We start from the raw sequence: 26,432 nt of genomic DNA on the forward strand, positions 1-26,432 counted from the left end.
CTGCGGGCAGAATTGCGTTCTTCGCTTAACCCACTACGATATTTACCAGCTTGCCGGGAACGGCAATGATTTTGCGTACGGTTTTGCCTTCGACGGCCGCCTTCACATTCGGCAGGGCCAGGGCGTGGTCCTGCATCTCCTGCTGGCCCATATCCGCCGGAATCAGCGCGCGCTGGACGATTTTACCGTTGACCTGCACCACGATCTCAACCTCAGCATCTACGGTCCAAGCTTCATCATAGGATGGCCAGGCGACATAGCTGATACTTCCTTCATGGCCCAGCAGCTCCCACAGCTCTTCGGCAATATGCGGTGCCAGCGGGGACAGCATCTGTACGAACTGTTCTGCCGCTTCCTTAGACAGGCTCTCCTGCTTGTAAGCGTCATTGATGAAAATCATCAGCTGGCTGATTGCCGTATTGAAACGCAGATGCTCGAAGTCTTCGGTTACCTTCTTCAGCGTCTTGTGCCAGGTGCGTTTGAATTCATCCGTGCCGCCGCCCTCTGTAATCTTCGCGCTGAGGCTGCCGTCTTCATTCACGAACAGGCGCCATACGCGGGAGAGGAAGCGGTGAATGCCTTCGACACCCTTCTCGTTCCAAGGCTTGGTGGCCTCCAGCGGCCCCATGAACATCTCATAGACGCGCAGGGTATCTGCCCCGTAAGCTTCCACGATCTCATCCGGGTTAATGACATTACCGCGCGATTTACTCATCTTCTCGTTGTTGTTCCCCAGGATCATTCCCTGGTTGACCAGCTTGTGGAACGGCTCCTTGGTATCGACTACGCCGATATCATAGAGTACCTTATGCCAGAAGCGGGCATACAGCAGGTGAAGCACCGCATGCTCGGCTCCGCCGATGTACAGGTCAACCGGCAGCCATTCCTTCTGCTTCTCCGGTGAACACAGCTCCTGATCGTTGTGCGGATCGATATAACGCAGGTAGTACCAGCAGCTGCCGGCCCATTGCGGCATGGTGTTGGTCTCGCGGCGGGCTTTCATGCCGGTCTCGGGATCAACCGTCTCGACCCACTCGGTCACATTTGCCAGCGGAGATTCCCCGGTGCCCGAAGGCTTGATAGCATCCACATCCGGCAGAACCAGCGGCAGCTGATCCACAGGCACAGTCTTCATCGTGCCGTCTTCCAGGTGCAGAATCGGAATCGGCTCGCCCCAGTAACGCTGGCGGCTGAACAGCCAGTCCCGCAGGCGGTAGGTTACTTTGCCCTTACCGCTGCCCTTCTCTTCCAGCCAGGCGATCATCTGAGCCATCGCTTCAGTATTGGACAGACCGTCGAGGAATCCCGAATTGACATGCGGACCGTCGCCGGAGTAGGCTTCTTCTTCGATATTGCCGCCCTGCACCACTTCGATGATGTTCAGGCCGAACTGCTTGGCGAATTCCCAGTCGCGGGCATCATGGCCCGGAACGGCCATAATTGCTCCGGTTCCGTAGCCGGCCAGCACGTAGTCGGCAATCCAGATCGGCACCTGCGCACCGTTCACCGGATTAATTGCATACGCGCCGGTGAATACACCGCTTTTCTCCTTAGCCAGATCCGTGCGTTCCAGATCGCTCTTGCGGGAAGCCTTGTCGCGGTATTCGGCAACGGCTGCCTTCTGCTCATCCGTGGTGATGGCATCCACCAGCTTATGCTCCGGTGCCAGTACGCAATAGCTTGCTCCGAACAGGGTATCGGGACGGGTAGTGAACACTTCAAGCACAGCCTCATGCCCCTCAATCGCAAAGGTCACCTCAGCACCGGTCGATTTGCCGATCCAGTTGCGCTGCATATCCTTGATGCTCTCTTCCCAGTCCAGCTCCTCCAGATCCTCCAGCAGGCGGTCGGCGTATTCGGTAATCTTCAGAATCCACTGGCGCATTGGTCTGCGGACCACGGGATGGCCGCCGCGCTCGCTTTTGCCGTCGATGACTTCTTCATTCGCCAGAACGGTTCCCAGCGCCTCGCACCAGTTCACCGATACTTCGGCCACATAAGCCAGTCCACGATTGTACAGCTGGATGAAAATCCACTGCGTCCACTTGTAGTACCCCGGATCGGTCGTACTGATCTCACGGTCCCAGTCGTAGGAGAAGCCCAGCGACTTGATCTGGCGGCGGAAATTGTCAATGTTCTTGAAGGTAATGTCACGCGGATGCTGGCCGGTATCCATTGCATACTGCTCTGCCGGAAGTCCGAAGGCATCCCAGCCCATCGGGTGCAGCACGTTGTAGCCGCGCATCCGTTTGAAGCGGGACACGATGTCGGTGGCGGTATAGCCTTCCGGATGGCCTACGTGCAGCCCTGCGCCGGAAGGATACGGGAACATATCCAGGGCGTAGAATTTCGGCTTGCCTGATTCTTCACTTGTCTTAAAGGTCTTGTTCTCGTCCCAGAATTTCTGCCATTTCGGCTCGATGGTCTGGGCGCGGTATCCAATATTGTCGCTCATCTTGTGCTCCTCCTTGGAGTGTTGCTGTATTAGGTAACTCTATTGTAAAAAAATACTGTAAATAAGGGTCACTGCAGAAAGTTTTGGGCTTCCGCCCGCTGTTATACTCGGATTTCTGAATTATAAGCTTCCAGGTAGAAATCCGAGTATAAAGGCGGCCACTAACGTTGCTACAGCTCCAAAATTTCTTTCCGTTCCTTTATATTTACATAAATCTGTAATAACCAATTCACTTGCCCAGTGCAACAGCAAAACCCAAGAGCCGCCCATGATTCGCCGGGCCGTAAAAGCCACGGCAAGGCCATGTACCCGCCCATGATTCGCCGGGCCGGGAGCCGGAGCGAGTCAACATAATCGCTCGGGCCAGCTCAGGACACGCCGTTCCCCCAGGTTAACCACAAAAAAACCTCCCATCCCTAGCGTATAATCGCTAGGGACGAGAGGTATGAATTCCCGTGGTACCACCCTAGTTAGCGGCGGACATTCTTTGTCCGGCACTCACTTTGACACCCTGTATCGGGGGTGAGGCGACGGCGGTTCACTCGCCGGTCCCTCTAAGGAACCTGCGGCTCGCGCCATTACTCGGAGGTGAGTTCACTGCGGTCCGTTAACCGGCTCGCACCTGGGGTGCCGGCTCTCTGCAATAACGGTCTCACGAATTAATACTCCTCTTCATCGCACTGCTATGATGACTCTTCTTATCGTAATATTCACCACATTATAACCAAAAGATACATGTACCGTCAATCCTTTCACCCGAAGTAGCCGCAAGTCCCCTTGTTCCTGCATGTGACGGGATGAATTACGGCTGCTTTATGCCGGCCTTCTGCGGATATAATAGCCGATGATATGCTGAATGACCACCTTGGCGGCAGCGAAGAAAGGAACGGCCAGAATCAGTCCGATCATTCCGGCAATCTCCCCGCCGACCAGCAGCGCGAAGATGATCAGCAGCGGATGCAGATGCAGCTTCCGCCCTACAACCTGCGGAGAGATCACGTTGCTCTCCAGCATTTGGCACAGGGTATTCACCACCGCCACCAGCAGGACAAGGCGCCACGACAAGGTTGAGGCCATTATAATGGCCGGGGCCGCCCCCAGAAACGGACCCATATAAGGAATAATGTTGAATACTGCGACAACACAGGCGAACAACAGCGCATAAGGCATGCCGATAATCGCGTAGCCGATATAAGCGAGCACGCCGATGATGATGCAGACGAGAAACTGCCCGCGGATATAGTTGCCGAGCGCTTCATCAATGTCTTTTAACAGCATCACAATCGACTTGCGGCGCGAACGGGGCAGACAGGATACCACCATCCGTTCGAATACCTCGAAGTCCTTCAGAATATAGAACACGAGAAAAGGCACAATGAATGCGTTGAACAGCACGCCAATGGTCGAAGCGATATTATTAAGGAAGTGGGAGATGCCTTCGGCCAGGCGGTTCTCCAGCTGATAGAACCAGTTATTCATTCCCGTCTCCACCCCGGGCGGAATCAGTCTGGAATTCATGCCCTTCATCAGCCCCTGCGCGTGCAGCGTCATCTCCGGCAAATGCTCGTTAAGCTCCTCCAGCTGTTCAATGAACATCGGGATCAGATTGATCAGAATCACCGCAAGCGAGGTCAGAAACACCGCATAGATCAGCAGGACGGCTACGCTGCGCGGCATTTTTCTCCGGGAGAGCATAGTGACCACCGGATTCAGTACATATGAGATAATCATGGCAGCCAGGAACGGGGCCAGGATCGCTTTTAGAAACAGGAATACCCCATTCAGCATCGGACGGAGCAGCCAGACGAAATATAGAATAATCAGTGAGAGCAGCACGCCGATCATCCAGCGGAGCCATTTACTGCGGAACCACTCCTCCATAATCTCCCTCCTGAACGTGTACAGCCCTTAACCATCATGCATATTAGTATGTGTGGGAGGGGAATGAAATACTCCGCTCTGCAAAAAATTGGTTTTTTGTTATTTCAGTTCGCAGGTTGGTATAGTGGCCGGGCTCAAGGTTCGCTACAATCATAGTGTAAAACGCTTACATTATTGAGGAGGGTATTGTATATGAGGAGAACGCTACACAAGCTATTCGGTGCAGGGATGACCCTGCTGCTTGCCGGTCTGCTGACAGGAGCTCCGTCCGTTTCGGCGGCCACCGTCTTTGATGAGCCACTGACCTACTTCAACCCCGCAACCTGGCAAAAAGCAGACGGCTACTCGAATGGCTCCATGTTCAACTGTACCTGGCGTGCGAATAACATCTCTTTCACCAGTGGCGGACAGCTTCGTCTGGCCCTGACCAGTCCCAGCAATAATAAATTTGACGGCGCGGAGTACCGCTCTGTGTACAAGTACGGCTACGGCAAATACGAGGTCAGTATGAAGCCGGCCAAGAACAGCGGGATTGTCTCCTCCTTCTTCACCTACACCGGGCCTTCAGACGGCACGCCTTGGGACGAGATCGATATTGAGTTCCTCGGCAAGGACACCACCAAGGTCCAGTTCAACTATTACACCAATGGTGTTGGCGGTCACGAGAAGATTGTCAATCTCGGCTTCGATGCTTCCCAGAGCTATCATACGTACGCCTTCGACTGGCAGCCGGGTTATATTAAATGGTATGTAGACGGGGTCTTGAAGCATACGGCCACCAGCAACATCCCCTCCCGGCCCGGTAAAATCATGATGAACCTCTGGAACGGAACGGGTGTGGATTCCTGGCTCGGTTCCTATAACGGGGCAAACCCGCTGTACGCCTATTACGATTGGCTGAAATTCACAGGCAACTAACTTGCAGGCAGGAGATGGACCCCGGCGGTGCGCAAGCGGCATCCGCCGGGGTCCTTTTGTCTATGCGGACCATGGCGGCTCATCTTCAATATTTGTTATTCCAATCGCCACATTGGTATGGCGGCTGCTGCCGTCCTTCTGTACGATATATAGCAAGAATACAGCACAGGAGGAACAGATTCGGGTGGGGCCGCCGCCAGGCAAATAGGCAGAAGCACCCAAGCGTATCTACGACAAGAAACCGCCTTATTATAGAGGCGGTTTCTTGTCCCTGCGGTATTTAGCGGCTGCTGCGGTCCCAGGCATTGACTTCCATGGTTTCGGTAAGTCCGCCGTAGGTGTTCCACTTGTGCACGAATTCGTCGAATTCTTCAAGCGGGCTGTCCGCGAAGATAATTTTGATGAAGCTTTTCTGCTCCAGCTTCTTCAGCAGCTCGCCGTCACGCTTCATCGTCGCTGTCGGAGGTCCCGTGAACTGCTCCTTTCGGGAAGCCTCCTTCTGGCCCAGCAGCACAGGGGCAATGTCCTTCGGAATCTCCCGGATGACCCCGGAGGGAATCCGGGCCCCGTCGAAGGTTAGCGTGTACGAGGCTACCCGGATGCCGCCCAGCGGCAGCGCCGAAGATTGGGCGCTCGGCTGGCCGCCCGCCATGGACCAGTCATAGCCCTCTGCAAGGCCATGGGCGAACTCGCCGGTCGAGGTAGCGTATGAATCGAACAAATAATTCTGATACGTAAAAAAGATTTCAGGGTGCTTCATCTGCTTATTAATCAGAATGGCACCATTGACAGGCAGGGTCCCTCTTCTCATGGTGAGCCCACCTGGCCCCGAAGGGATGGCAATTGCCCGGATGTGCGCCTCAGCGTCACTCTTGGTCAGGGAGGACAGCGGCCAGCCGCGCATCCAGTAGGGTCCGGCAATGATGCCTGCCTTGCCGGAGATGAACTGGTTCGCTGCTCCCTCTTCGTCCAGCCAAGCGCTGTCAGCGCTCAGATAACCGCGCTGTACCCATTGCTTCATGAGATGGACAGCCTTCCTTGCCCCGGGCTGGATGGAGCCGTATTCCAGAGTGCCGTCACTCCGGCGGTTCCACTGCTCAGGAACCGTACCGTAGGCGCCGAACACCCAGCTGCTGTCTCCCATCCAAGTGCTGGGGCCGTTGCGGAATCCGACCGACAGGCCGTAGGTATCCTTGATTCCGTTGCCGTCCGGGTCCCGGTTGACGAAGGCATCCATGACCTGCTCCAGCTCATCCAGGGTCTGCGGGGCTTTCAGATGAAGCTTGTCCAGCCAATCCTGGCGGACCCAGAGCAGCGGATCGGAGTTATATTCATAATCCATAATGGGAATGGCATACCGGTGCGCGCCGCGCATGAAGGGGTTCCATGCCGAAGCATCCTCGGCAACAGCCTTCTTCCACACCTCGGACGCATGCTGCTCGAACAGGTCGCCAACTTCCATGAATTGCCCTGAATCAATCAGCTCCTGGATAATAGCGGCATCTCTGGTCGTTACGATGTCGGGCATATTGCCCTTGGCCAGCTCCAGCCTCAGCTTGTTGGCGTAAGTCTCTGAGGTCCCGGAGATCGTCCAGAGATAACGGATGCGGATGCCAAGCCGCTTCTCGGCCCAGGCCGTATGTACGTTATGCTCCAGGCTCTCCCCTTTGATAAAGTTCAGATTGGGGTTCACGGAGCCTACGGTATACAGGTCTACCGGAGGATCATATTTGCCTTCCTTAACATCGAAGTAAGGGGCTGTACTCTGCGGTGAAGCGGGCGGCTGACTATATTCGGTGCTGTCCCAGGAGCAGCCCGACAACATCAGGAGCATCAGGAGCAGCAGGAACAGCGGTGAACGGACTTTCATGTAACCACCTGCTTTTCGTAGAGTTCATAATCTTATGATACACTTCTCCATATTACAGCAAATGTCTTGCAAAGGATGATCTTTATGGTGGCATGGCGTCCCAACCTGTTCATTAAAATGGTGGCAATCCTGCTCTCGCTGATTGCCGCCACACTCTTATTCTACGGATCATCCTACCGTAAGGATGTCGGAGTCATTACAAGTCAGATCAAAACCACCGACCTGAATCATCTGGAATTTCTGACCCAGCAGATGGATAACAACATCAACCAGCTGGCAGGCAGCATGTATGCCCTGCAGCGAGACCCCACCATCCGCGATTATGAGCAGATTACGCAGCTGGGCCATCTTATTGATCCCGCCCAGACGATTATGACGGTGCTTGAGAAGCTGTCCCTCCAGACCAGCTCCAGTACGTGGGAGAACCGGATTGTCTTGTACAAGCCCTTCAGCGGGGAGACCTTGGGCTCGGATTCCTCGCTGTCCTTCGATGTCTCTGTCCTGCACAAGCCGCTCCCGGCGGGCTGGGAGTATATCTCGGAGGATCGGGCCGGCGCGGAGGCAGGCTTCCGGCTGCTCTTATCGGACCCTGCCCAGGCAACAAGCCAGCCGCGCGAGGCGCAGCTGCTGATGTCCATGTATTTACCAGTCTCCAATATTGAACGGATGTTCGATGCCTACCAGTCGCAGAACACGGGGGACACCTTCCTGTACCATCCGTCATTCGGCGTCATCCTCTCGCGGAGTTCGGACCGGCAGATGGCGGAGCAGGTCACCGCGGCACTGAATATCACGGCCGGGAAGAGTACCTCCGACATCTTCGATCTTAAGCAGGGCAGCTTCCTGGTCAGCTCGGTGCCCTCCTCGGCCATCGACTGGCAGGTCGTGCATTATTCACCGCTGAAGGAGATTCTTGAGCCGATCCGCAGCAGCCGCTCTTCCTTCCTGACAGGATCGGCTATCCTGCTGGTGATGAGCCTGCTTTTCTCCTTGCAGCTCTACCGCCAGGTGCAGCGTCCGGTGAGCCTTCTGCTGCGTTCGCTCAACCGGATGAAGGAAGGGCGCTGGTCTACCCGTATCCATACCCGGACCAACCCGGAGTTCACGCTGCTTAATGAAGAATTTAATGACATGGCCGAGAAAATTCAGTCGCTGATCGAGCAGGTCTATCTGGAGCAGCTCCGGGCCAAGGATGCCCATCTGAAGCAGCTTCAATCACAGATCAATCCGCATTTCCTTTACAACTGCCTGTTCTTCATCAAGAGCAAGGCTGCCATAGGAGATACCGAGTCCGTGGAGGCGATGGCACTCAGCTTAGGCGAATATTACCGCTATATCACCAGGGTCGATCATTCCCTCACCACCCTTCAGGATGAGCTGAAGCTGCTGGAGAATTACCTGAAGATCCAGAACCTGCGGAAGCAGCGTATCTGCTACGAGATGGATATGGAGAGCGAACTGCTGGACCTGCACATTCCGCGGCTGCTGATTCAGCCGCTAGTAGAGAATAGTATCATTCATGGCATTGAGCGAAAAATCGGCCCGGGCTCCATCCGGATCACCGGCCGCCATACCGAGGAAGCCATTCTCATTACCGTCGAGGACAACGGCGCCGGGATGACAGAGGAAGCCATTGCCGCACTTCAGGCGCGTATCAACGAAACTACGCGTGAGGATGGAGGCTGCGGGCTATGGAATGTCCAGCAGCGTCTCAAATTACATTACGGCGAGGCTTCCGGCCTGATGATTGCCCCTTCACCGGAAGGCGGTCTAATAACAACTCTCCGTATGGAGAAGAAAGAGGAACCTGATGCACCAAATTCTATTGGTTGACGATGAACCCTATGTGGTCGATGATCTGTCCATTTCGATTCCCTGGGCGGAGATGGGCTTCGGACAGGTCCACAAGGCTTATTCCGGGTATGAGGCGCTGGAGCTGCTCCAGCGTCATCCCATCGATATTGTAGTCACAGATATCAATATGCCGGAGCTGTCCGGCACCGAGCTGATTGCCGCCATCCGCAAGCGCTGGAAGCATATCCGGGTGGTCATGCTGACCGGCTATGCGGAGTTTGAATATGCCCGCAAGGCCATTGAGGAGCAGGCCAGTGCCTATCTGCTTAAGCCGATAGCCAATGACCAGCTGATCGCCGTCATCGGTAAGCTGCAGGAGAAGCTGCGCAGTGACTGGGAGGCCTGGTCCTCCCACCAGCGGACGATGCAGACCTTCCGCGAGCATCTGCCCATTCTGCGGGACCGCCTGCTCGGGGAGCTGCTGCAGGGACGGAAGCTGCCCGGGCCGCAGCTTCAGGAGCGGCTGGACCAGTTCGACCTGCCGTTCAGGGCCGGACAGCCGGTCTGTCTGGCCGTGGTCCGTCCCGAGGAATTCTTCCGCCGCCAGGATATGCACAGCATGCTGCTGTTTGAATATGCAATCATTAATATCGCCCAGGAGCTGTTCCAGGACCGGTTCCTGATCTGGTCCTGCAAGGATGTGCATGACTATCTCGTATTCCTGCTGCAGCCCAGGGAGGATCTTGAACATGGCGGCAATCCGGGAAATGAGGTGGCCCAGGCTGCCTATCAGCTGCAGAATCATGTCAGTACCCTGATGGGAGGCGGCCTGTCCGTGGTGACCACCGGCTGGGGAGACTTCCCGGATCAGGTCTACACTCTCTATCAATCCGCCATCTCGGCCATCCGCCAGCATATCGGGAGCGAGACCGGCATCTATCTCGATACTACGGATAACAGCAGCTCCCAGCCCGTGGAGATTCTCCAGCCGCTGTATGAGCCTCCGCTGCTGTTCCACATGTTCGAAGCGAACAACTGGCAGGGCATTGAAGATAAGCTGAACGCTATCGTATCGGAGCTGATCCACAGTCCCGAGCGGTCACTGGAGCATATCCAGGAAGCCCGTCTGCACTTGGAGACGGCCTTCTATTACTTCGCCCACAAGAATAACAAGCTGCTGAGCGAGATTGTCGGCAATCCGCTGCTGGAGCAGGCTCCCTTTCAGACGCCGGACAAGCTGCGGGAGTGGGCCATGGAGGTTATCCTTCTGCTGAGAGAGCATACGGATTCCGAACGGCGGAACAGCCGGACCGTGCTGATCCGCAAGGTACATGAGTATATCAACCGCAATCTGCACTATGTCTCCCTACAGGCCATCGCCGACCATGTCCAGATGCATCCGGTCTATCTCTCCAAAATGTACAAGCTGGAGACCGGCAAGCGGATCAGCGACTACATCAGTCAGGTAAAGATGGAAAAAGCGGCGTATCTGCTTATCCATACGCCGCTCAAAATTTATGAAGTTTCCTCGGAGCTCGGGTACTCCAACGCCCACTATTTCATCAAGCTCTTCAAGGAATATGCGGGGATGACCCCGCATGAATACCGTGACCGGGCGCTGTAATTCCGTCAGCCTGCGAAGGTAAGCTCTACCTCATGGGCGAAGCCGTCATCTACGGCCGGTACCAAGCCGTCCTCCAGTACCCGGCCGTCCAGCATCAGGCGGGCCGCCCCATCCTGCATGCGGTGGAAGCCCTCCGGCTTAAGGACCTGAATCCTGTAGGAGGAGCTGCCAAGCTTCAAGGTGTAGGTAAGCTCCGTCTGCTCTTCCCGCAGCACCGGACTCAGGGCTATGCCCTGCTCCGTATATTCAATACCCAGCGCTTCCATCAGCGAGAGGGTGAGCCAGGTCGAGGTGCCGCTAAGCATCGGACCGATGTTCTCACCAGTCTCGCTGTTGTTGTATTGGGTGCAGAACCGCGGATTCCCGCAGACGGCAAACGGATCATCCATCGTCTTGAACGGCATAATCCGGTCCAGCAGCCAGTAACCCAGGCGGCAGAGCTCTGCTGCCAGATCCGGGCTGGATACTTCCTTGGCCCCCTTGAACATAGCCGCAGCAGCCATCATGCAGGCATGCTTGAATACGCCGCCGTTCTCACGGTCACCCGGGAAGTATTCATCCGATGCCGTGTGCGTGGATACCCGGCCCAGCGCCACCGGCGAGACCAGCTTCATGCCGTAAGGCGTCATCAGATGCGCCTTCATGGTGTCCAGCATCACCGCGATCTGATTCTCATCTGCACAGCCCGCCAGAATGCTCCAGCTGAACGAATTCAGGAAGTACGAGCCGTCCTTCGCAGGATCGGAGGACATCCCGTCCCCGGCAGCGCCGAGATACGTGTATTCTCCGTTCGCATAGCGGTTAAACAGCACACGGGCGAAGAAATCCCCCTTCCAGGCATGCTCCTGGATGCGTGCGCGCAGCTTGACTCCGAAGCCGGTCAGCTCATCTGCATACGCCTGCTCGCCTTTGCGGGCGGCCAGGGCGGACAATTCATCGACCGCCACCTTCAGCAGGAAGGCATTCATGACGCTCTCGGAATAATCACTCTCCAGCGAATCCCCGAAGACACCGCCAGCCTCCAGCTGCTTCCGGTAGAGTGCTTCCTTGGCCGGGCCGTTCAGGTAGGTGTCATCGAGCTTCAGACAGTCGTTCCAGTCTGCGAAGTCGAGCAGCGGCAGGCCGTGGCGTCCGATCGAGATCTGTCCGGAATAGACAATAATGGCCCTCAGGGTCTCGAATACCGGCCGTTCTGTGTCCGTGCCTGCTACCGGACAAGACTCATCGAGGAACTCCGAATCTCCGGTCAGCATGACATAACGGTAGACAGCCTGGATCAGCCATAGCGCATCATCGGACCATTTGCCCGGCTCTTTGCCGGCCCAGAAGAAATTGTGATACGCATACCCCAGCTCGAAGACCATGCTGGTCCATTCTTTCAGCAGGCTCTTGACGAGACCGCCCCGGCCCATCCCGACGAAATAATACATCGAGGCATACATATCCTGAATTTCACGGAAGCCGATCTCCCGGTAGCCCTTCTGGGTCTGACAGAAAGAACGGGAGACAAAGCTCTGGTAGAGCACCTGAAAAGGCAGATTACGGTTCACGAACTGGTCGAAATCCGCGTCCCCGGAGGATACCTGCAGGAACCTGGAGTAATTCCGCACGAACTTCAGGGATTGCGCCAAGGCATCTTCCGCCGAGCTGCGGCTTGTGAAGCGGGCGATCAGCGCACCTACCTCTTCCTCCAGTACCGTATCGCTCCAGGATGCACCGCTCTTGTCGGAGACAAGGCCCGTCAGCTGGTCAACTGCTGCCGTGGCTCCGGCAGCAACCTGAATCTCCCCCGCTACCGCGAAGAAGCCCGGCCCCTTGCGGTGCAGAATGCTGCTTAGCTTCAGCGCGCCGGATGGGCGGTGAAGCGAGCCGGTGCCGACGAACTCATTGTAGCTGACGCAATATTCGCGGGGCAGCACCGGTCCGTCTTCCCCGTGGATGATCATCGTGTGGAAGCGCAGATCATGACGCCCGCCTTCCGGGTAGTAGTCAGGGCTGATTGCAGCCACGGCACCATCAGCGTCCTGCAATACGCCGCCTTGCATAATAACATTGCTATACAGCACATCCTCGAACAGAGCGCCCGGTGCTGCCGAACCGAACATGCCCGTGTACACCAGACGAAGCTGGCGGCTGCTCTCTCCATGGTTCGTAATCGTAACGCGCTGCAGCTCGGTCGCCAGCGGCAGACCCTCAGCATGCGGCAGAATGAAGATGGTGCGCGTAATCTCAAGTCCGCCGTACAGGCGGTACGTGATGATGGTTACATTCTGTGAATGGCGGCAGACCGCCGATTCAATGCCTTCTCCGCCCGGATCAGCGGAATAGAAGATCTGCTTCCCGTCCTCGAACAGATAGAATTGACGGTTGGCCGGGAAACCGTTCTCCTCCTGGCGCATATCCCAGCGGGTCGCCAGCACCTGGGTAGCCGCATGGGAACGGAAGCTGCCGCCGCCAAGGCGGTCTACCACGCTCTTCGGTGTAGTCTGGAGCGGATGAGGGAACTCCAGCCGGTTGCCCAGCAGCAGATTGACCGCGAAGTGCGGACCCGGAACGGGGGAACGCAGGTCAATCACATGCTCGCCTTCAGCGTTAAGGGCACCAGCCCAGCCCGGTGCAGCCTGAAGCTGCACCAGTGCCGCGTTTGCAGCCGCCTCCGGTATAGCTATTGCCTGTTCCTGTCTTCCGGCATGGCGGATATGCAGGGATAGCTCCGTACCTGTATCATTCACGGTGAACAGCGCCGATGCGCCAGTCTCCTTCGGCAGCAGCGCTGCCACCTCCGGGAGCTTAAGCAGCTCCTGAATGGCAGGCAGCCGAAGCGGAAGGCCCGCTACGCCAACAGCCCCGATGCACCTGGAATCCGTGAAGACGGCGCTTAGCTGGCCGCCCTCGTCTATCCGGTCTGCGAATGCCTGTCTCAGGATATCTTCAGGCGAAGCAGCCGCTGCTCTTGCGGTATTGAATTTCAGCATCATGAATGGTTCTCCTCTTTTCCTGTTTTCTATTGGATGATACTCATTCCCTGTTATGTATACTCATTGGGCCGAAGAATTGGGGAAGGTTCTGGACAAGCATGAAGAACGGTTGCCCGTTCTCCATGTAATGATTATAGAAGTGTATGCGGCCAGTCTAAATACCAAATCGTAAGCCTGAATAACAAAATCCAAAGCATGTTCAAGGTGCTTAAGGTGCAGCTGCTGTCCCGTTATTCGTGAGCACAATATCATCCACGTCCACCGTCAGATGCCCGGTGCCGCCATCCTTGATATCCCCCAGCTCGAAGGAAATGCGGCCGATGGAGGTGCTGCCTCCGGCAACATCGAATTCTACGGTATATTCCTGATATTCACTGCCCAGATCAACAATTTTGCTCGTATACCCGTGCCAGTTGTAATTGTCTGCTACATCCAGCCAGCCGATGCTGATATTCATTTTGCGTTCAGCCGATGCCTTGGCCTTGAAGGTAAGTGTATAATGATTACCTTCGTTGTAAGCGACTCCCTCATAAAAGACCTGCCGGTCCCAGGTGTTCGTGCCGGTGGAGCCCACCTTGATCTGCAGCGCTCCATCCACATTGTCAATGGCTAACTCCCCGTTGTCGGAGGAGTAGCTGCTCCAGCCCTTAAGCGGCTCTGAGAAATCTCCGTTTGGAATCAGATTCTCCCCGTAAGCCTCACCATCCAGCACCGGGCTTACCTGAAGCAAGGAGATATGGCTCAGGTTGACCGTATGCGCTCCCAGCTCTTCGGTGATCTTGCCCAGACTGAACTGGAGCACCGCTGCGGGATCCGTTGCCGGGGCAGTGAACAGATATTCATAGTGTCCGCCGTCTTGGCTGAGTCTCAGCTCCTGTTCCAGATAAGGAGTCCAGTTGCCATCGTCAGTCCCGTCATGCTGAACCAGCGCTTTAATATCCCGGCCTACCGAAGCATCCGCATCGAAGCGCAGCAGATATTTCTTGCCCTGCTCTACCGGGATGCCCGGTTGCTTCACCTGTGCATGCCAAGCCTCCGTTCCAGTTCCGCCGAGGCTAACCTGCAGTTCTCCATACACAGCCTTCATTACAGTGCTCTTCCCCGGGTCATTGTCATCCCAGTCCTTCTTGTATAGCGTCCAGTTGTCGGTGGAAGCGTCCTTGAAGCTGCCGTTCACCACCAGCTCGCGGGACAGATCCAGCCAGGCCAGATTGTAGCCGCTGCCGCCAAGACGGATGTAATAGCTTCCCGCAGGCAACTCCAGTGGTGCTCCAACGATCGCCCGGTAGGACTGAAGCCCTCCGGTATCGCCTACTGCCGTGCTGTAGACAGATTCCGTCACCACATTCTGCTTGCCGGCATCCAATACGGACAGGGTAAGCTCCGAATCCGCGCGCACACTGGATACACGGGTTACCGGAACAATGCTGCCTGCCTGTGGCAGTACCACCTTGTATTCCACATAGTCGCCCTTATCCATATCCGTGATATCCTTGCCTCCTTCACCGCTCGGAATCAGGCCGGTTCCTGAGGCGCTCCAGAACTGGTCTCCGCGCAGATGCAGGTAGTTAGTGAGCACTGGCGGATCGGTCATCCGTACCAGACGCACATTGTCAAGCTCGGTCTGTCCCGCAGCCGCGCCCAGAAGGAACGATAATGCAGCTTCCGTACCGGACCCGCCGGACAGCTCAATTTCTGCTGTATAACTCTTCCACTCCGGTGTCAACGTGAAGGTGGTTCCGTCAGGATAGACCGTCTGTCCACCGCTGCTTGCCAGCTTAATGCCAAGCGGCTGCGCCTCGGCCGATCTCGCATCGAAGGCAAGCTGGTAGACGGCTGCCGCCGACACAGGAATTCCTGCCTGGGTCAGCGTCACATCCTCCGGCGATCCTCCGGCCTTCTGCACGTCCGCCCGGAATTCCCGCTTCATCATCGGCAGGGCAAGTGTATTGGTTACATTGGCCTTCGCCGCTGCTTCCGAGCCCTGCCTAACGGCAAAGCTCCAATATCCGAGCCGCGCTTCTCCCAGATCGAAGCCTCCGTTATAGATCAGGTTGCCGTCAGCAAGCGGGGTGCGTACTACCGGCGGTGCTTCTGTCTCTACCACTCTTACATTCGCGAAGTAGGCGGAAATGTTGTTCAGACCCAGATTGAATTCAAAGCGGGCATTATTGTCCGAAGCCTTGGCCATTGTGAAGCTGTACTCATACGGCTGCCAGTCCGGTGTAAGCTGGAAATTGCGCTCCCCGGAGTAAGCCGTCCATCCGCCGCCGAATTCGGTCAGCTTGCTCATCAGCGGCCGGGCTGCATCCGCTTTGGCATCGAAGGTTACCTTATAGGCTTTGCCCCGCTCCAGCAGCAGCGGCTTCTGCGCAAGCTGAATGGAATAATTCTGTTTGCCGGCCTCATGGACGGCAACCTTCACCGCCTTTCCCTTATCCTGATCATCAATGACGGAGGCTGTTCCGCTCCCGCCTTCATTCTCAATTAATTCCCAATATTCCGGCTGACCCTGGGCTGCTACAGTACCCTTGAAGTCCCCGTTGTAGATCTGATTCCCGTCTGCCAGGGCAGGACGCTGCGGGGCCGAGTGCCCCGGATCGATCGGCCGCTTGCCTGTTACATCCGGCCATTGGTCCAGGTTCTTGTACTTGTAGACCCTTACATAGTCCACATACATCTTATCCGACTTGAAGTCGGCCTTCGGATCACCCGGCCAGTCGCCGCCCACGGCCAGATTCAGAATCATATAGAACGGCCGGTCAAACGGAGCAGGGTACGTATAGTAATCCGGCTGGCCTTTGGCCATCGTTCCCCAGTCTTTGGTTTCAAAATACATTTCATCGTCCACATAATACCGGATCAGGCCCGGAAGCCATTCCAGCGTGAAGTCGTGATAATCATCCGCGAAGGTCTGGCCCTCCGGCAGTACATAGGTTTTGGTCTGGGATGCGTGCGGAATGTCGTAGTGAATCGAGCCATGGACCGTTCTTGGATAGAGATCCGCCTCTGCCTTGCCGGCAACCGGTCCCGTCAATTCCATAATGTCCATCTCGCCGCTTCCCGGCCAAGGTCCATACTGCGTCTCGTCATCGGTTGGCATCATCCAGATGGCTGGCCACATGCCCTGCTGAACCGGCAGCTTGGCCCGCACGGTAAATTTGCCGTAGGTCCAGTCGCCCTTCATCTTCGAGGTCAGCTTGGCTGAAGTATAATTCTTCCCGCCGTAAGCCTGCTTCCGGGCTTCCAGCTCCAGTACGCTCTGCCCGCTCTCTGTCGTAAGCGAAGCGTTGTCCGGGTGATAATATTCCAGCTCGTTATTGTACACCGTGCCGGTATCCTGTACATTCCATTTGCCCTCATCAATGGCCTGGCCGTCGAATTCGTCATTCCACACCAGCTCCCATGGATTGTTCTGGGTTGGCGGAGTCGGGGCCGGCGTTGGGGTTGGTGTGGTAGCAGGCGCCGCTGTCGGCACCGGCGTCGCTGGTGAAGGTGTTGAGCTTGGCGCTGGTGTGACACCGCCTGCACTTCCGCCGCCCGCTTGGGCCGGGGCAGTGGTAGCCTTGGCACTTGCCTGCGCTGTAGCTCCCGTGCCGGACAAGTCCCGAAGCGTCTCGCCGGACTTGAGTGCCTGGCCGTTGAGCAGCACACGATCTGCCTGGTTCTCAAGCCGGCCGATCTGCCCCCGGCTCACGATCTCTGATCCTGCAGCGCCTGCGCCAATGAGCACAGTCTCTGCGCGTGAGCCCGCTCCGATCTCCACCTTCGCCGGCTTAAGCAATTCAATGCGCGCTGCGGTGCTGCCATCCTCCAGTACCATCCTTACCAGGGTGGTAAGCTTATTCAGCTTGATCTGTCCCAGGGTAGATTGGCGGAACACCACCGAATGGTCACCGCCTCCTGAGATATGTGCCGTTCCCTGCACCTTAATGCCCGAGAACGAGACTTCCCCTTCCCCTGCTCCGGCTGTGACGTAGAGATTGCCGCTGACCGGGCCGCCTTCGAGCTGCACATTCGCCCGGTTGACAATCACATTGCCGGACACGGCTCCAAGCTTCTGGCTTCCCTCGCCTGAGCTGATCCACCCGACCATCCGGCTCAGCAGCTCGGCCAGCTCGGCCCGGGTCATCTGCGCCTTGGGATTCAGCTTGCCGTCCGCATCGCCGCGCAGGTAACCGGCGTCCAGCATCGCACTCACGGCTTCCCGGGCATAGCCGCTGACCACTGCCGCATCTGACTGTGCAGCCAGCGCACCCGGGGAGCCCGCCTCCAGCGTGAACGCCCGGCTCAGCATGGTTACAGCTTCCTGGCGGGTGACCGCCGATCCCGGCTGGAACCGGCCGTCCGCGTAGCCTTGAATAACGCCTGCGGCATTCACGCGGCTTACATCCTTGCCATACCAGGAAGAAGCGCTTACATCACTGAACACAGTGCTGCCCGAATCCGAATAACGGAACACGCGGCTGATGATGGCGGCCATCTCTGCCCGTGAGACCGCTTTTCCCGGTCTGAATTGTCCTGCCTCGTCCCCTTGCAGAATTCCTGCGGCTGACAGCTTGTTCACTGCAGCCGACGCCCAGTGCTGTTTCATATCGGTGAACCCTGCCGCCCGGGCTGCATCTGCCTGTCCTGTACATGCAGACAGCCTGTCTGCGTCTTTCCCGTTATCTGCCTGCGCTATTCCTGTAGTTCCCGGAAGCTGAATTCCTGACAGCAGCAATCCGGCAATCAGAAGCTTCGATATTCCTTTGCGGTACATCTGAATATTCCCCCTCGTGTAGAACCTTGTTGAATTCTGGCCCCGTGCCAGTCGATTTCAGTATAGGGTCCGTGTCCCGGAGACGACATACCAATTCCTTAGCCCTTATAACAAAGATGCAACTTTCGTAGTGTTGTTTTGCAGACGGCAAAAAGCCCAAATACCGGACGGCTTCAAGAGCCGCCCGGTATTTGGGCACGGCGAATCTATGTAACTGTTAGCCGGTTATGAATCAGGCAATGCTCAAGAGGAGGCGTGGATTTGCGGGAAATCCTGTGCAACCTCTTCACCCGAGAACAGATCGTCAAGCGAGCTGAGCGTGCCATCCTCTTCAACCTGATACACCGACATTTTCTCGCCGTTGACCGTTAGTTCGATGAAACAGCCCCAGCAATAGAACTGGTGGGAGCCGATCTTGCCGATATCCTTGGAGTTGCAGTTTGGACACTTCATATAATACATTCCACCTATCCGTTAACAATATTAATGGCATTTTGGAGCCGTTCTTCACTCATCGCGGGAACCAGTACAGAATCCTCTCCGATAGTCATCTCTTCAGAACAAGGCAGCCATTTGCGGCCTTCGATCAAATCAGTTACAAGCCCGTCACTGATTTCCAGCGCTACTATTGTGTTTCCCAACTTTTGGTCAAAATAAACATCCGATATTCGCCCAAGCACCGTTCCCGATGCTGTAAGCACCTGCCTGTCCTTCAATTTGTTCTTTCCCAAGAGGAAAGTGTAGGATATATGGTCAGCGTCAACCTTAACAATCGACTCTTTATTGCGGATCATGACAGCATCTTCGCCATAAGCGGCAATATTATCCCATGCCACAACTTTCACAAGCCTTCCAAAAAAAGATTTACTTTCCAGTTCAATACCCGTAATATTCCAGTTTGAATCCAGTCCAATGTCGATTATTTCACCGACTTCCGTACCTTCTTCAACTTCATATACAGTGAGGCCAATCATATCTTGAAGCTTCATGGTATCCAAAGTCCCCTCACCTTAAGTATTGCATACGGGTCCCATGGGCCAAAGACCTCCCGAACGTCTGCCAGACTGCACGAAAACCTAGTCTTTTGTACGCAGCCGGTTCAAAACGGTTCCAACTTTCTGGGCCACAACCTGCATTTCTTCATTAGTATTACCCAAACCTGTACTAAAGCGAATCGCAGAGTTCAAAAGTTCTTCCGGAAGCTTCATCGCCTGCAGAACATGCGAGATTTCCAGAGATCCTGATGTACAGGCTGAGCCGCTGGCTGCCGCAATCCGTTCCATGTCCAGGTTCATCAGCAGCACATCTGTCTTGGCCCCGGGGAAGCTGATATTCAGAATTCCAGGCACCGTATGCTGTTCATTTCCGTTGACGACATATCTCTCTGCTCCGACCTGCTTGTCCAGCTCTTCCAGCAGTGTTCTGCGGAGCTCCAGAGCCTGCTCATGATGACCCGGCAGCCCTTGTACAACCAGTTCAACGGCTCTGGCGAACCCGGCGGTATGAGCCAGACTCTCCGTGCCCGCCCGCCGGCCGCGCTCCTGAAGTCCGCCATGCTGTCTTGGCATAAGCGGCGCCCCCCGCCGGACGTACAAGCCTCCAATCCCCTGCGGACCTCCGATCTTGTGGGCCGAGAAGCTCATATAGTCTACCGGCAGATCGCGGAGCACCAGGGGCAGCGTTCCCAGAGCTTGTACAGCATCTACATGCACAAGCACACCCCGTTCGGCCGCTAATCTGCCAATCTCTTCTATAGGCTGTACAGTTCCCACTTCATTATTCACATACATTATGCTAATCAGTACTGTATCCTCGCGCAGAGCCGATTCTACATCCTCCAAAGAGACACGGCCGGTAGAATCGACAGGAAGATAGGTGACCTCGAAGCCCTGCCCTTCCAGTTCCGCGCAGGTATGCAGCACTGCATGATGCTCAACCGCTGTAGTAATGATATGTCTACCCTTGGAAGCAGAAGCATAGGCCGCCCCGAACAGGGCGAGATTATCGCTCTCCGTGCCGCCGCTTGTGAACACCCACTCCTCAGGGGAACAGCCCAAAAAGCCCGCGATTCTATCGCGCGCCCCATTTATAATTCTCTTGGCAGACCGTCCGAACTGGTGCACACTGGACGCATTGCCGTACTCGTTCAACAGCATATGATACATAACCGCTGCCACCTCCGGATGAACCGGTGTTGAGGCGGCGTGGTCCAAATAGATGGGTTTCATAACGAAATTCTCCACTTCTTGAAATTCAGGATTTTCTTACAGGACTACTAGATTATACTGCTGAACTGCCTGTTTTACCACCTGTTAATAAACACAATATTGTAACATTTGTCCATGGTTGGCGCTCCCGATCAGCCCTCTAATTCCGGCAACCGCGCGGCAAGCTGCTCCTCGGAGATCACTTCAATACCATGCAGCCGCAAGAGGGCTGTGGTCACCCCTTCTCCGGGGATTTTCCCGCCCGCAAATTCTCCGTTATAGATCCTTGAGCTGCCGCAGGAAGGGCTGTTCTCCTTAAGGACAACAAGCGTGGCAGCTAAGCTGCGTGCCTGCTCCAGCGCGGCATGCGCGCCTTCTATATACATTGCGGTTACATCATTCCCTGTTCTGTCAACCACCCGGGCCTGCCCCTCCAGCACATCTCTGCCGCTGCCGCCTATAATCTCTGCCGGTTCTCTTGGGGTAGAGAAGCCGCCCAGCAGCTCGGGGCATACTGCAACCGCCTGCCGGCTGTCCAGCAATTGCCGGATGCCCTGCTCCAGACAATCGGTTCCATTATATCTGACCTTCATTCCTGCCAAGCAGGAGCTTACGATAATCATGTGCTGCCGTCCCCCTTCGCAATCTTCAGTCTCATCTTATATAATTCTAATATAATGCTAAGACAAGCTGTTCAGTCTGTAAACCGTTAACTACCCAGGGAGGCATAGATAAAATGTGCGGAAGATATACGATTACGGTAACGCTGGAGGAGCTGATCGCCAAGTATTTCATCCGGGAGCATCCGCTCATCCAATATGCGCCAAGGTATAACGCGGCTCCGATGCAGCATATTGCTGCGGTTATTCATGACGGCACACAGAATAAGCTCGGAGAACTCCGCTGGGGGCTGCTCCCTTCCTGGTCCAAGGAGGACAAGAACGCTGCCAAGCTAATCAATGCACGCAGTGAGACGCTGCTGGAGAAGGCTTCATTCAAAGGGCTGGTGGCCTCCCGCCGCTGTGTGATTCCCGCAGACGGCTTCTATGACTGGAAGGCCCTGGAAGGCGGCAAGCAGCCGATGCGGATCACGATGCGGGACGGTAAGCTGTTCTCCATGGCTGCACTGTATGATATCTGGACCAGTCCGGACGGCGGCAGAATCTCCACCTGCACGATCATCACCACCGCTCCGAACACTCTCATGAAAGACATCCATGACCGGATGCCGGTCATTCTGGATGCAGACGGGGAAGCGCAGTGGCTGGAGCGCAACAACCGGAATATTCCCTACCTGATGAAGCTGCTGCGGCCTTACGATGCGGAACAGATGATGGCTTATCCCGTCTCCCCAGCCGTGGGCAATGCTCGGAGTGACTACCCGGAGCTGATCCGCAGAGCCGGGCCGGAGCCGGTGCAGGGCACCCTATTTTGACTGCTGCCTGGTGAAATATCTGCTGTTTGAAACCTCCGGTCCCAGGGTATTAACTAAAGCTCATACCTCATAATATCCATCCACAATACGTATCCCAGGAGGAATTTCATATGGCTCCCAGCAGACAAGCAGTGTCCTTAAGCGCATCCGGCGCCTCCATCGAGCTGGAATGTCTCTATCATTCAACGCAGGGGCGATGGGCGTATGCCTATAACAAGGACACCTACCACTTAAGAATCCGCAGCAAAAAAAACAATGTAGACCGGGTATTTGCCCTGATCGGCGATAAATACGACTGGGAGCAGCATCATCAGGAGCTGAGCATGCGCAAGGTGGCTACCGACAGCTTCTTCGATTATTGGGAAGCAGAGATCTTCCCCGAATTCAAACGTTTCTCCTATGGCTTCCGGCTGGAAACCGATCAGGAAACCGTATGGATGCTAGAATCCGGCTTCTTTACAGACGGGCTGCCCGAGCCTGCCGGAGGCTACTACGAAATGCCTTACCTTCATGAGGCCGACCTGCTCCAGGTTCCCGAATGGGCGAAATCTGCGGTCTTCTATCAGATTATGCCGGACCGCTTCGCTAACGGAGATCCGGCGAATGACCCCGAAGGGACGCTCGAATGGGGGGCACCGCCCACCCACGACAGCTATTTTGGCGGAGACTTGCAGGGGATGATTGACCATCTGGATTATATTGCCGAGCTTGGCGTAACGGCGCTGTATCTGACCCCGATCTTCCAGGCTCCCAGCAACCATAAATATGACACCGTTGACTACGGAACGATTGACGCCAGCTTCGGGGATCTTGATAAGCTCAAGCAACTGGTTGATCTCGCCCATTCCAAAGGGCTTAAGGTGGTCCTCGATGCCGTCTTCAATCATACCAGCTCCGAGTTCGCACCGTTCAAGGATGTGCTGGAGCATGGAGCGGATTCCAAATACGCAGGCTGGTTCCATGTCCATGATTATCCCGTTCAGGTGCTGGACGGCAAGGCCAACTATGATACCTTCGGCTTCTTCAGCGGAATGCCCAAGCTCAACACTGCCCATCCGGAAGCCAGAGATTATCTGCTGGATATCACCAAATTCTGGCTCAAGGAGGTACACATCGACGGCTGGCGGCTGGATGTAGCCAATGAGGTGGACCATGTATTCTGGCGGGATTTCCGCAAGGCGGTCAAAGAAATTAACCCGGAAGCGTTCATCATCGGCGAGGTGTGGAGCGACTCCCTCAGCTGGCTGCAGGGCGACCAGTTCGATTCGGTAATGAACTATCCCTTCTCTGACCGGCTGCTGAAGTTCTTCGGGACCGACGAGGAGGTTGATCCCGGAACCTTCGCTGCTCAAATCTACGGGCTGCTCATGCGTTATCCCCGGCAGGCGAATGAGGTGCTGTTCAATCTTCTGGCGAGCCATGATACCCCGAGAGTGCTTAACCGGCTCGGCGGGGACAAGGGGCGGCTGAAGCTTGCGGTCACCTTCCTCTTCACCTTCACCGGGACGCCGTGCATCTTCTATGGGGACGAGATCGGACTTACCGGCGGAGACGACCCGGACTGCCGCAAATGTATGATCTGGGAAGAGGACCGGCAGGACCGTGAGCTGCTGCGCTTTTATCAGAGCCTCATTGCCCTGCGCAAAGAGCACGAGGTGCTGCGCACCGGCCAGTTCCGCTTCCTGCGGAGTGATCCGGGCAGCCGGGCCCTAGTGTATGAACGCTGGAATGAGCACACCCGCTTCACAGTCTGGATGAATAATTCCGCTGAACCGCTGACGCTTACGCAATCACTGAGCGGCGGAGCTTGGCAGGATGCCTTTAGCGGTGAGCCGGCCAAGATGAACGGAGATCAGATCCGCCTGACGCTGGAGCCGCTGGAATACCGGATTCTGTATAGCGGACAAGCTGGCGGCGAAGCCTGATTACCTGCGCACCAGCACAATGTATGCTGTTTTTGGCATACATTCGGGCCAATCAAAAACAAAGACAAGCCCCGGGAAGGGGCTTGTTTGTTTATAGCTGTTTGTTACACCGAACCAGACAACCAGAGGTGGTAGACTTTTGTAAGGACAATCGTTCTTCACACACTATACAATGACAGGAGAATCGCCCTATGAACATGAGAACCGCAACTGAAGCCGATTATGATTATCTCGCAAGCCGTGACCGCCATATCCTGAACTCACTTCTTCTCTCTAAAATAAACCAGCAGGAGATTTACATACTGAGCGAGGGTAGCCTGGACATTGGCTGGCTGCGGTACGGGTATTTCTGGGACCAGATCCCCTTCATGAATCTGCTGTGGATTGATGAGCCTTATCGCGGCGCAGGCTTTGGCAGACAGGCGGTGCAGCACTGGGAGCAAGCGATGCAGGCCATGGGCCATAAGCAGGTTATGACCTCCTCGATGGCGAGTGAAGAGGCACAGCATTTCTACCGGAAACTGGGCTACCGGGACTCAGGCTGCCTGCTGCCGGATAATGAGCCGCTGGAGATTTTCTTCACCAAAGCGCTATAGCTGATACTAACTGCTCAAATGCTGGTTTTTCAGACCGGCTCCAAGCTCCGCCGTGTACCTGGTCAGCCGCAGGCTGATCTCGGTGCGCATCACATCCCGGGTAAGTCCGAAGCGTTCCTGATAGCCCCGGCAAAAGATTTTGTAATACACCAGGAACTCCTCCTGCTCATCGGCCAGCACCCGGATATTATGCTGCTTCAGCTCTTTCTGGAGCTGGTAGGTATCCTGCATAATACGCTGCTGAATCGCCTGGCCGGCGAGCATGAAAGCCCGCTTAAGAATACTATTGGACAGCTCAAGCTCCTTCAGACTTTTGCTGACCATCGTATCCAGGTAAGGAAGCAGAATGAGGTCACGCACCATCGTCCGCTCCTCTACCGTAATCATTTTCCTGCCCTCTGTCCCCTGCTTCTGCTCATACTGCTGGACATGCTCTGTCATTAACATTTTGGATTTCCACCGCTCATTTCCGTCTAGCTTGCTCATTTATAGTGCCCCCCAATCTGCTGCGCCCGTTCCAGAGCAACCCCAGACTCCAGCAAAGAAGACGCGCGGATCAGCGCCCCGCTTCCGTACCGGTTCTTGATCTGATCAATAGCCCGTTCTCTGCTACTGCTCCGCATCCGGTCGTCGAACAAGGTCAGCTGCATCACGCTGTCATCTGTCAGCTGGGATATGGAGATAGTCAACCGGCTAATCGGCAAGCCGCTCCAATGATCCACGAATAGCCGGTAGGCTGCCGCTGCCACCTCATGGGTTAACGACGAAGGCTCCGGCAGTGTCGTCTGCCGGCTGTAGGCATTCGAGGTGTTGCCGTCTGTCTCTACTACCGCAACAGACACTACCGCCCCCATGTACCGGTACTTCCGCGCCCGCCGGCAGACCTCAATCACCAGCTCCAGCAGCACCACCTCAATCTCCGGCAGCCGGGTATACAGATTCCAGCGCAGCGCTTTTCCATGGCCGACAGACTTCATCTCATGGCGTATCCCGGTGACCACCGGGCTGGGATCGATGCCGCGTGCGGTCTGCCAATAATATTCCGCTTGAATATCGCTCTGCTTGCCCAGGGTGCTGCGCATTCTCCGCTTCAGCTCGCCCAGCTCCATCCGGGCAATATCTCCAATGGTCGTAATGCCCATACGATAGAAATTCTTGGTCATCCGGCCCGCCACCATGAACATTTCATGCACCGGGCGCGGCCATAGCTCTGTGTCCAGATTATCGTAATCCAGCCGGAAGGTTCCGCCTGCCTTCTTCTTGGCGAAATTATTGGCCATTTTAGCGAGGATTTTGGACGGGCCGATGCCCACCCGGGTCCACACTCCGGTAGATAACAGAACATGCTGCTGGATCGAGTAAATCAGCTCCGGCAAATCCCCTCCGAACACGCGCAGAGAACCGGTCACATCCAGGAACTGCTCATCAATGCTGAACGCCTCCACCAGATCGGTATACCCCTGGTAGATCTCTGAGATCAGCAGCGAGACCTGAATATACGTCCCCATCCGCGGCCGGATGACCACGAGATCCCGGCATTTCGTCAGGGCTTCGCCCACGCGTGATGCGGTAGTTACGCCATAGGATTTCGCAAGCGGGCAGGCGGCCAGCACAATCCCGTTCATCCGCGACGGATCACCCACAGCGACAGGCTGATCCGCATATTCGGGATGGGCCGCCTTCTCGACGCTGGCATAGAAGGACTGGCAGTCCGAGAGCAGAATAATCCGGTCCTTAGGCATACCTCCGCCCCCGTACCGGATGCCACGACAGAATATTGGCGGTTAGGAATACACGGGGCTGGCCGGTACTCAGACAGGTGGCACGTATGCGGCCGTCACGAATGCCGCGCACTTCAATTTTCCGCTGCGTAATCTGGCCCGCTTTGTCCAGGTATATGATTTCTATGGTTTGGCCGATGCTCATCTTCATGACTAATCGCCTCCGAGCTTAAGTAAGAACATTTGTTTGTATTATAACCAGGATT

The 26,432-nt window shown here is 55.8% G+C and carries 18 protein-coding genes; 6 read left to right on the forward strand and 12 right to left on the reverse strand.

Annotation, left to right across the window (positions count from 1 at the left end; translation table 11 throughout):
* Positions 1-25: 25 nt before the first annotated feature.
* Positions 26-2,455 (reverse strand): leucine--tRNA ligase, encoded by a 2,430-nt coding sequence (leuS, locus tag NYE26_RS22905; protein ID WP_339250350.1) that lies wholly within the window; start codon positions 2,453-2,455, stop codon positions 26-28.
* An 813-nt stretch (positions 2,456-3,268) separates the two neighbouring features.
* On the reverse strand, positions 3,269-4,336 hold the full coding sequence (locus tag NYE26_RS22910) for an AI-2E family transporter (protein WP_076082115.1): 1,068 nt from the start codon (positions 4,334-4,336) through the stop codon (positions 3,269-3,271).
* Positions 4,337-4,564: 228 nt separating this feature from the next.
* Between NYE26_RS22910 and NYE26_RS22915 the strand changes: the two genes are divergently transcribed.
* Complete coding sequence (locus NYE26_RS22915) at positions 4,565-5,254, forward strand: glycoside hydrolase family 16 protein (protein ID WP_036732455.1); 690 nt, start codon at positions 4,565-4,567, stop codon at positions 5,252-5,254.
* A gap of 280 nt (positions 5,255-5,534) precedes the next feature.
* On the opposite strand, the gene NYE26_RS22920 is transcribed toward NYE26_RS22915, so the two are convergent.
* Positions 5,535-7,124: an extracellular solute-binding protein gene (locus NYE26_RS22920; protein WP_339250352.1), complete on the reverse strand. Its 1,590-nt coding sequence runs from the start codon at positions 7,122-7,124 to the stop codon at positions 5,535-5,537.
* A gap of 84 nt (positions 7,125-7,208) precedes the next feature.
* On the opposite strand from NYE26_RS22920, the gene NYE26_RS22925 reads away from it, so the two are divergent.
* Positions 7,209-8,957 (forward strand): sensor histidine kinase, encoded by a 1,749-nt coding sequence (locus NYE26_RS22925; RefSeq protein WP_339250354.1) that lies wholly within the window; start codon positions 7,209-7,211, stop codon positions 8,955-8,957.
* Positions 8,935-10,542: a response regulator gene (locus NYE26_RS22930; protein ID WP_036732293.1), complete on the forward strand. Its 1,608-nt coding sequence runs from the start codon at positions 8,935-8,937 to the stop codon at positions 10,540-10,542. The genes NYE26_RS22925 and NYE26_RS22930 overlap by 23 nt, the downstream gene beginning before the upstream one ends.
* Positions 10,543-10,547: 5 nt before the next feature.
* Here NYE26_RS22930 and NYE26_RS22935 read toward each other — a convergent pair whose 3' ends face one another.
* The 6 genes from NYE26_RS22935 to NYE26_RS22960 all read right to left on the reverse strand — a co-directional run bounded on the left by NYE26_RS22935 (position 10,548) and on the right by NYE26_RS22960 (position 21,112).
* Positions 10,548-13,520: a hypothetical protein gene (locus tag NYE26_RS22935; RefSeq protein WP_339250356.1), complete on the reverse strand. Its 2,973-nt coding sequence runs from the start codon at positions 13,518-13,520 to the stop codon at positions 10,548-10,550.
* A gap of 208 nt (positions 13,521-13,728) precedes the next feature.
* A complete protein-coding gene (locus NYE26_RS22940) occupies positions 13,729-18,282 on the reverse strand; it encodes a carbohydrate binding domain-containing protein (RefSeq protein WP_339250358.1) in 4,554 nt (1,517 codons plus the stop codon).
* A 243-nt stretch (positions 18,283-18,525) separates the two neighbouring features.
* Positions 18,526-18,735 (reverse strand): hypothetical protein, encoded by a 210-nt coding sequence (locus tag NYE26_RS22945; RefSeq protein ID WP_036690502.1) that lies wholly within the window; start codon positions 18,733-18,735, stop codon positions 18,526-18,528.
* A 14-nt stretch (positions 18,736-18,749) separates the two neighbouring features.
* The gene (locus tag NYE26_RS22950; protein WP_036732295.1) at positions 18,750-19,271 is read right to left on the reverse strand and encodes a PRC-barrel domain-containing protein; all 522 of its coding nucleotides are present in this window, start codon (positions 19,269-19,271) and stop codon (positions 18,750-18,752) included.
* 87 nt (positions 19,272-19,358) lie between these two features.
* Positions 19,359-20,510 (reverse strand): cysteine desulfurase family protein, encoded by a 1,152-nt coding sequence (locus NYE26_RS22955; RefSeq protein WP_036732296.1) that lies wholly within the window; start codon positions 20,508-20,510, stop codon positions 19,359-19,361.
* 131 nt (positions 20,511-20,641) lie between these two features.
* Positions 20,642-21,112, reverse strand: coding sequence for a DUF523 domain-containing protein (locus NYE26_RS22960; RefSeq protein WP_036732298.1), 471 nt, complete (start codon positions 21,110-21,112; stop codon positions 20,642-20,644).
* 113 nt (positions 21,113-21,225) lie between these two features.
* Here NYE26_RS22960 and NYE26_RS22965 point away from each other — a divergent pair, with 113 nt between their 5' ends.
* The 3 genes from NYE26_RS22965 (at position 21,226) to NYE26_RS22975 (ending at position 24,445) form a co-directional block, all read left to right on the forward strand.
* Positions 21,226-21,924 carry an SOS response-associated peptidase gene (locus tag NYE26_RS22965; RefSeq protein WP_339250363.1) on the forward strand — a complete coding sequence of 233 codons (699 nt, stop codon included), beginning with the start codon at positions 21,226-21,228 and terminating at the stop codon, positions 21,922-21,924.
* Between the two features lie 110 nt (positions 21,925-22,034).
* Positions 22,035-23,849: an alpha-glycosidase gene (locus NYE26_RS22970; RefSeq protein ID WP_339250365.1), complete on the forward strand. Its 1,815-nt coding sequence runs from the start codon at positions 22,035-22,037 to the stop codon at positions 23,847-23,849.
* 191 nt (positions 23,850-24,040) lie between these two features.
* Positions 24,041-24,445: a GNAT family N-acetyltransferase gene (locus NYE26_RS22975; RefSeq protein WP_339250367.1), complete on the forward strand. Its 405-nt coding sequence runs from the start codon at positions 24,041-24,043 to the stop codon at positions 24,443-24,445.
* A 6-nt stretch (positions 24,446-24,451) separates the two neighbouring features.
* Here NYE26_RS22975 and NYE26_RS22980 read toward each other — a convergent pair whose 3' ends face one another.
* The 3 genes from NYE26_RS22980 to NYE26_RS22990 are packed head-to-tail and all read right to left on the reverse strand — an operon-like array spanning position 24,452 to position 26,377.
* Complete coding sequence (locus tag NYE26_RS22980; RefSeq protein ID WP_036732304.1) at positions 24,452-24,931, reverse strand: hypothetical protein; 480 nt, start codon at positions 24,929-24,931, stop codon at positions 24,452-24,454.
* A complete protein-coding gene (locus NYE26_RS22985; RefSeq protein ID WP_339250369.1) occupies positions 24,928-26,187 on the reverse strand; it encodes a DNA polymerase IV in 1,260 nt (419 codons plus the stop codon). Before NYE26_RS22985 ends, NYE26_RS22980 begins: the two co-directional genes overlap by 4 nt.
* Complete coding sequence (locus NYE26_RS22990) at positions 26,180-26,377, reverse strand: hypothetical protein (RefSeq protein ID WP_339250371.1); 198 nt, start codon at positions 26,375-26,377, stop codon at positions 26,180-26,182. Before NYE26_RS22990 ends, NYE26_RS22985 begins: the two co-directional genes overlap by 8 nt.
* Between the last annotated feature and the right edge of the window lie 55 nt (positions 26,378-26,432).

It is taken from the genome of Paenibacillus sp. FSL P2-0136 (assembly GCF_037975325.1).
Classification (GTDB): Bacteria; Bacillota; Bacilli; order Paenibacillales; family Paenibacillaceae; genus Paenibacillus_AQ; species Paenibacillus_AQ silagei.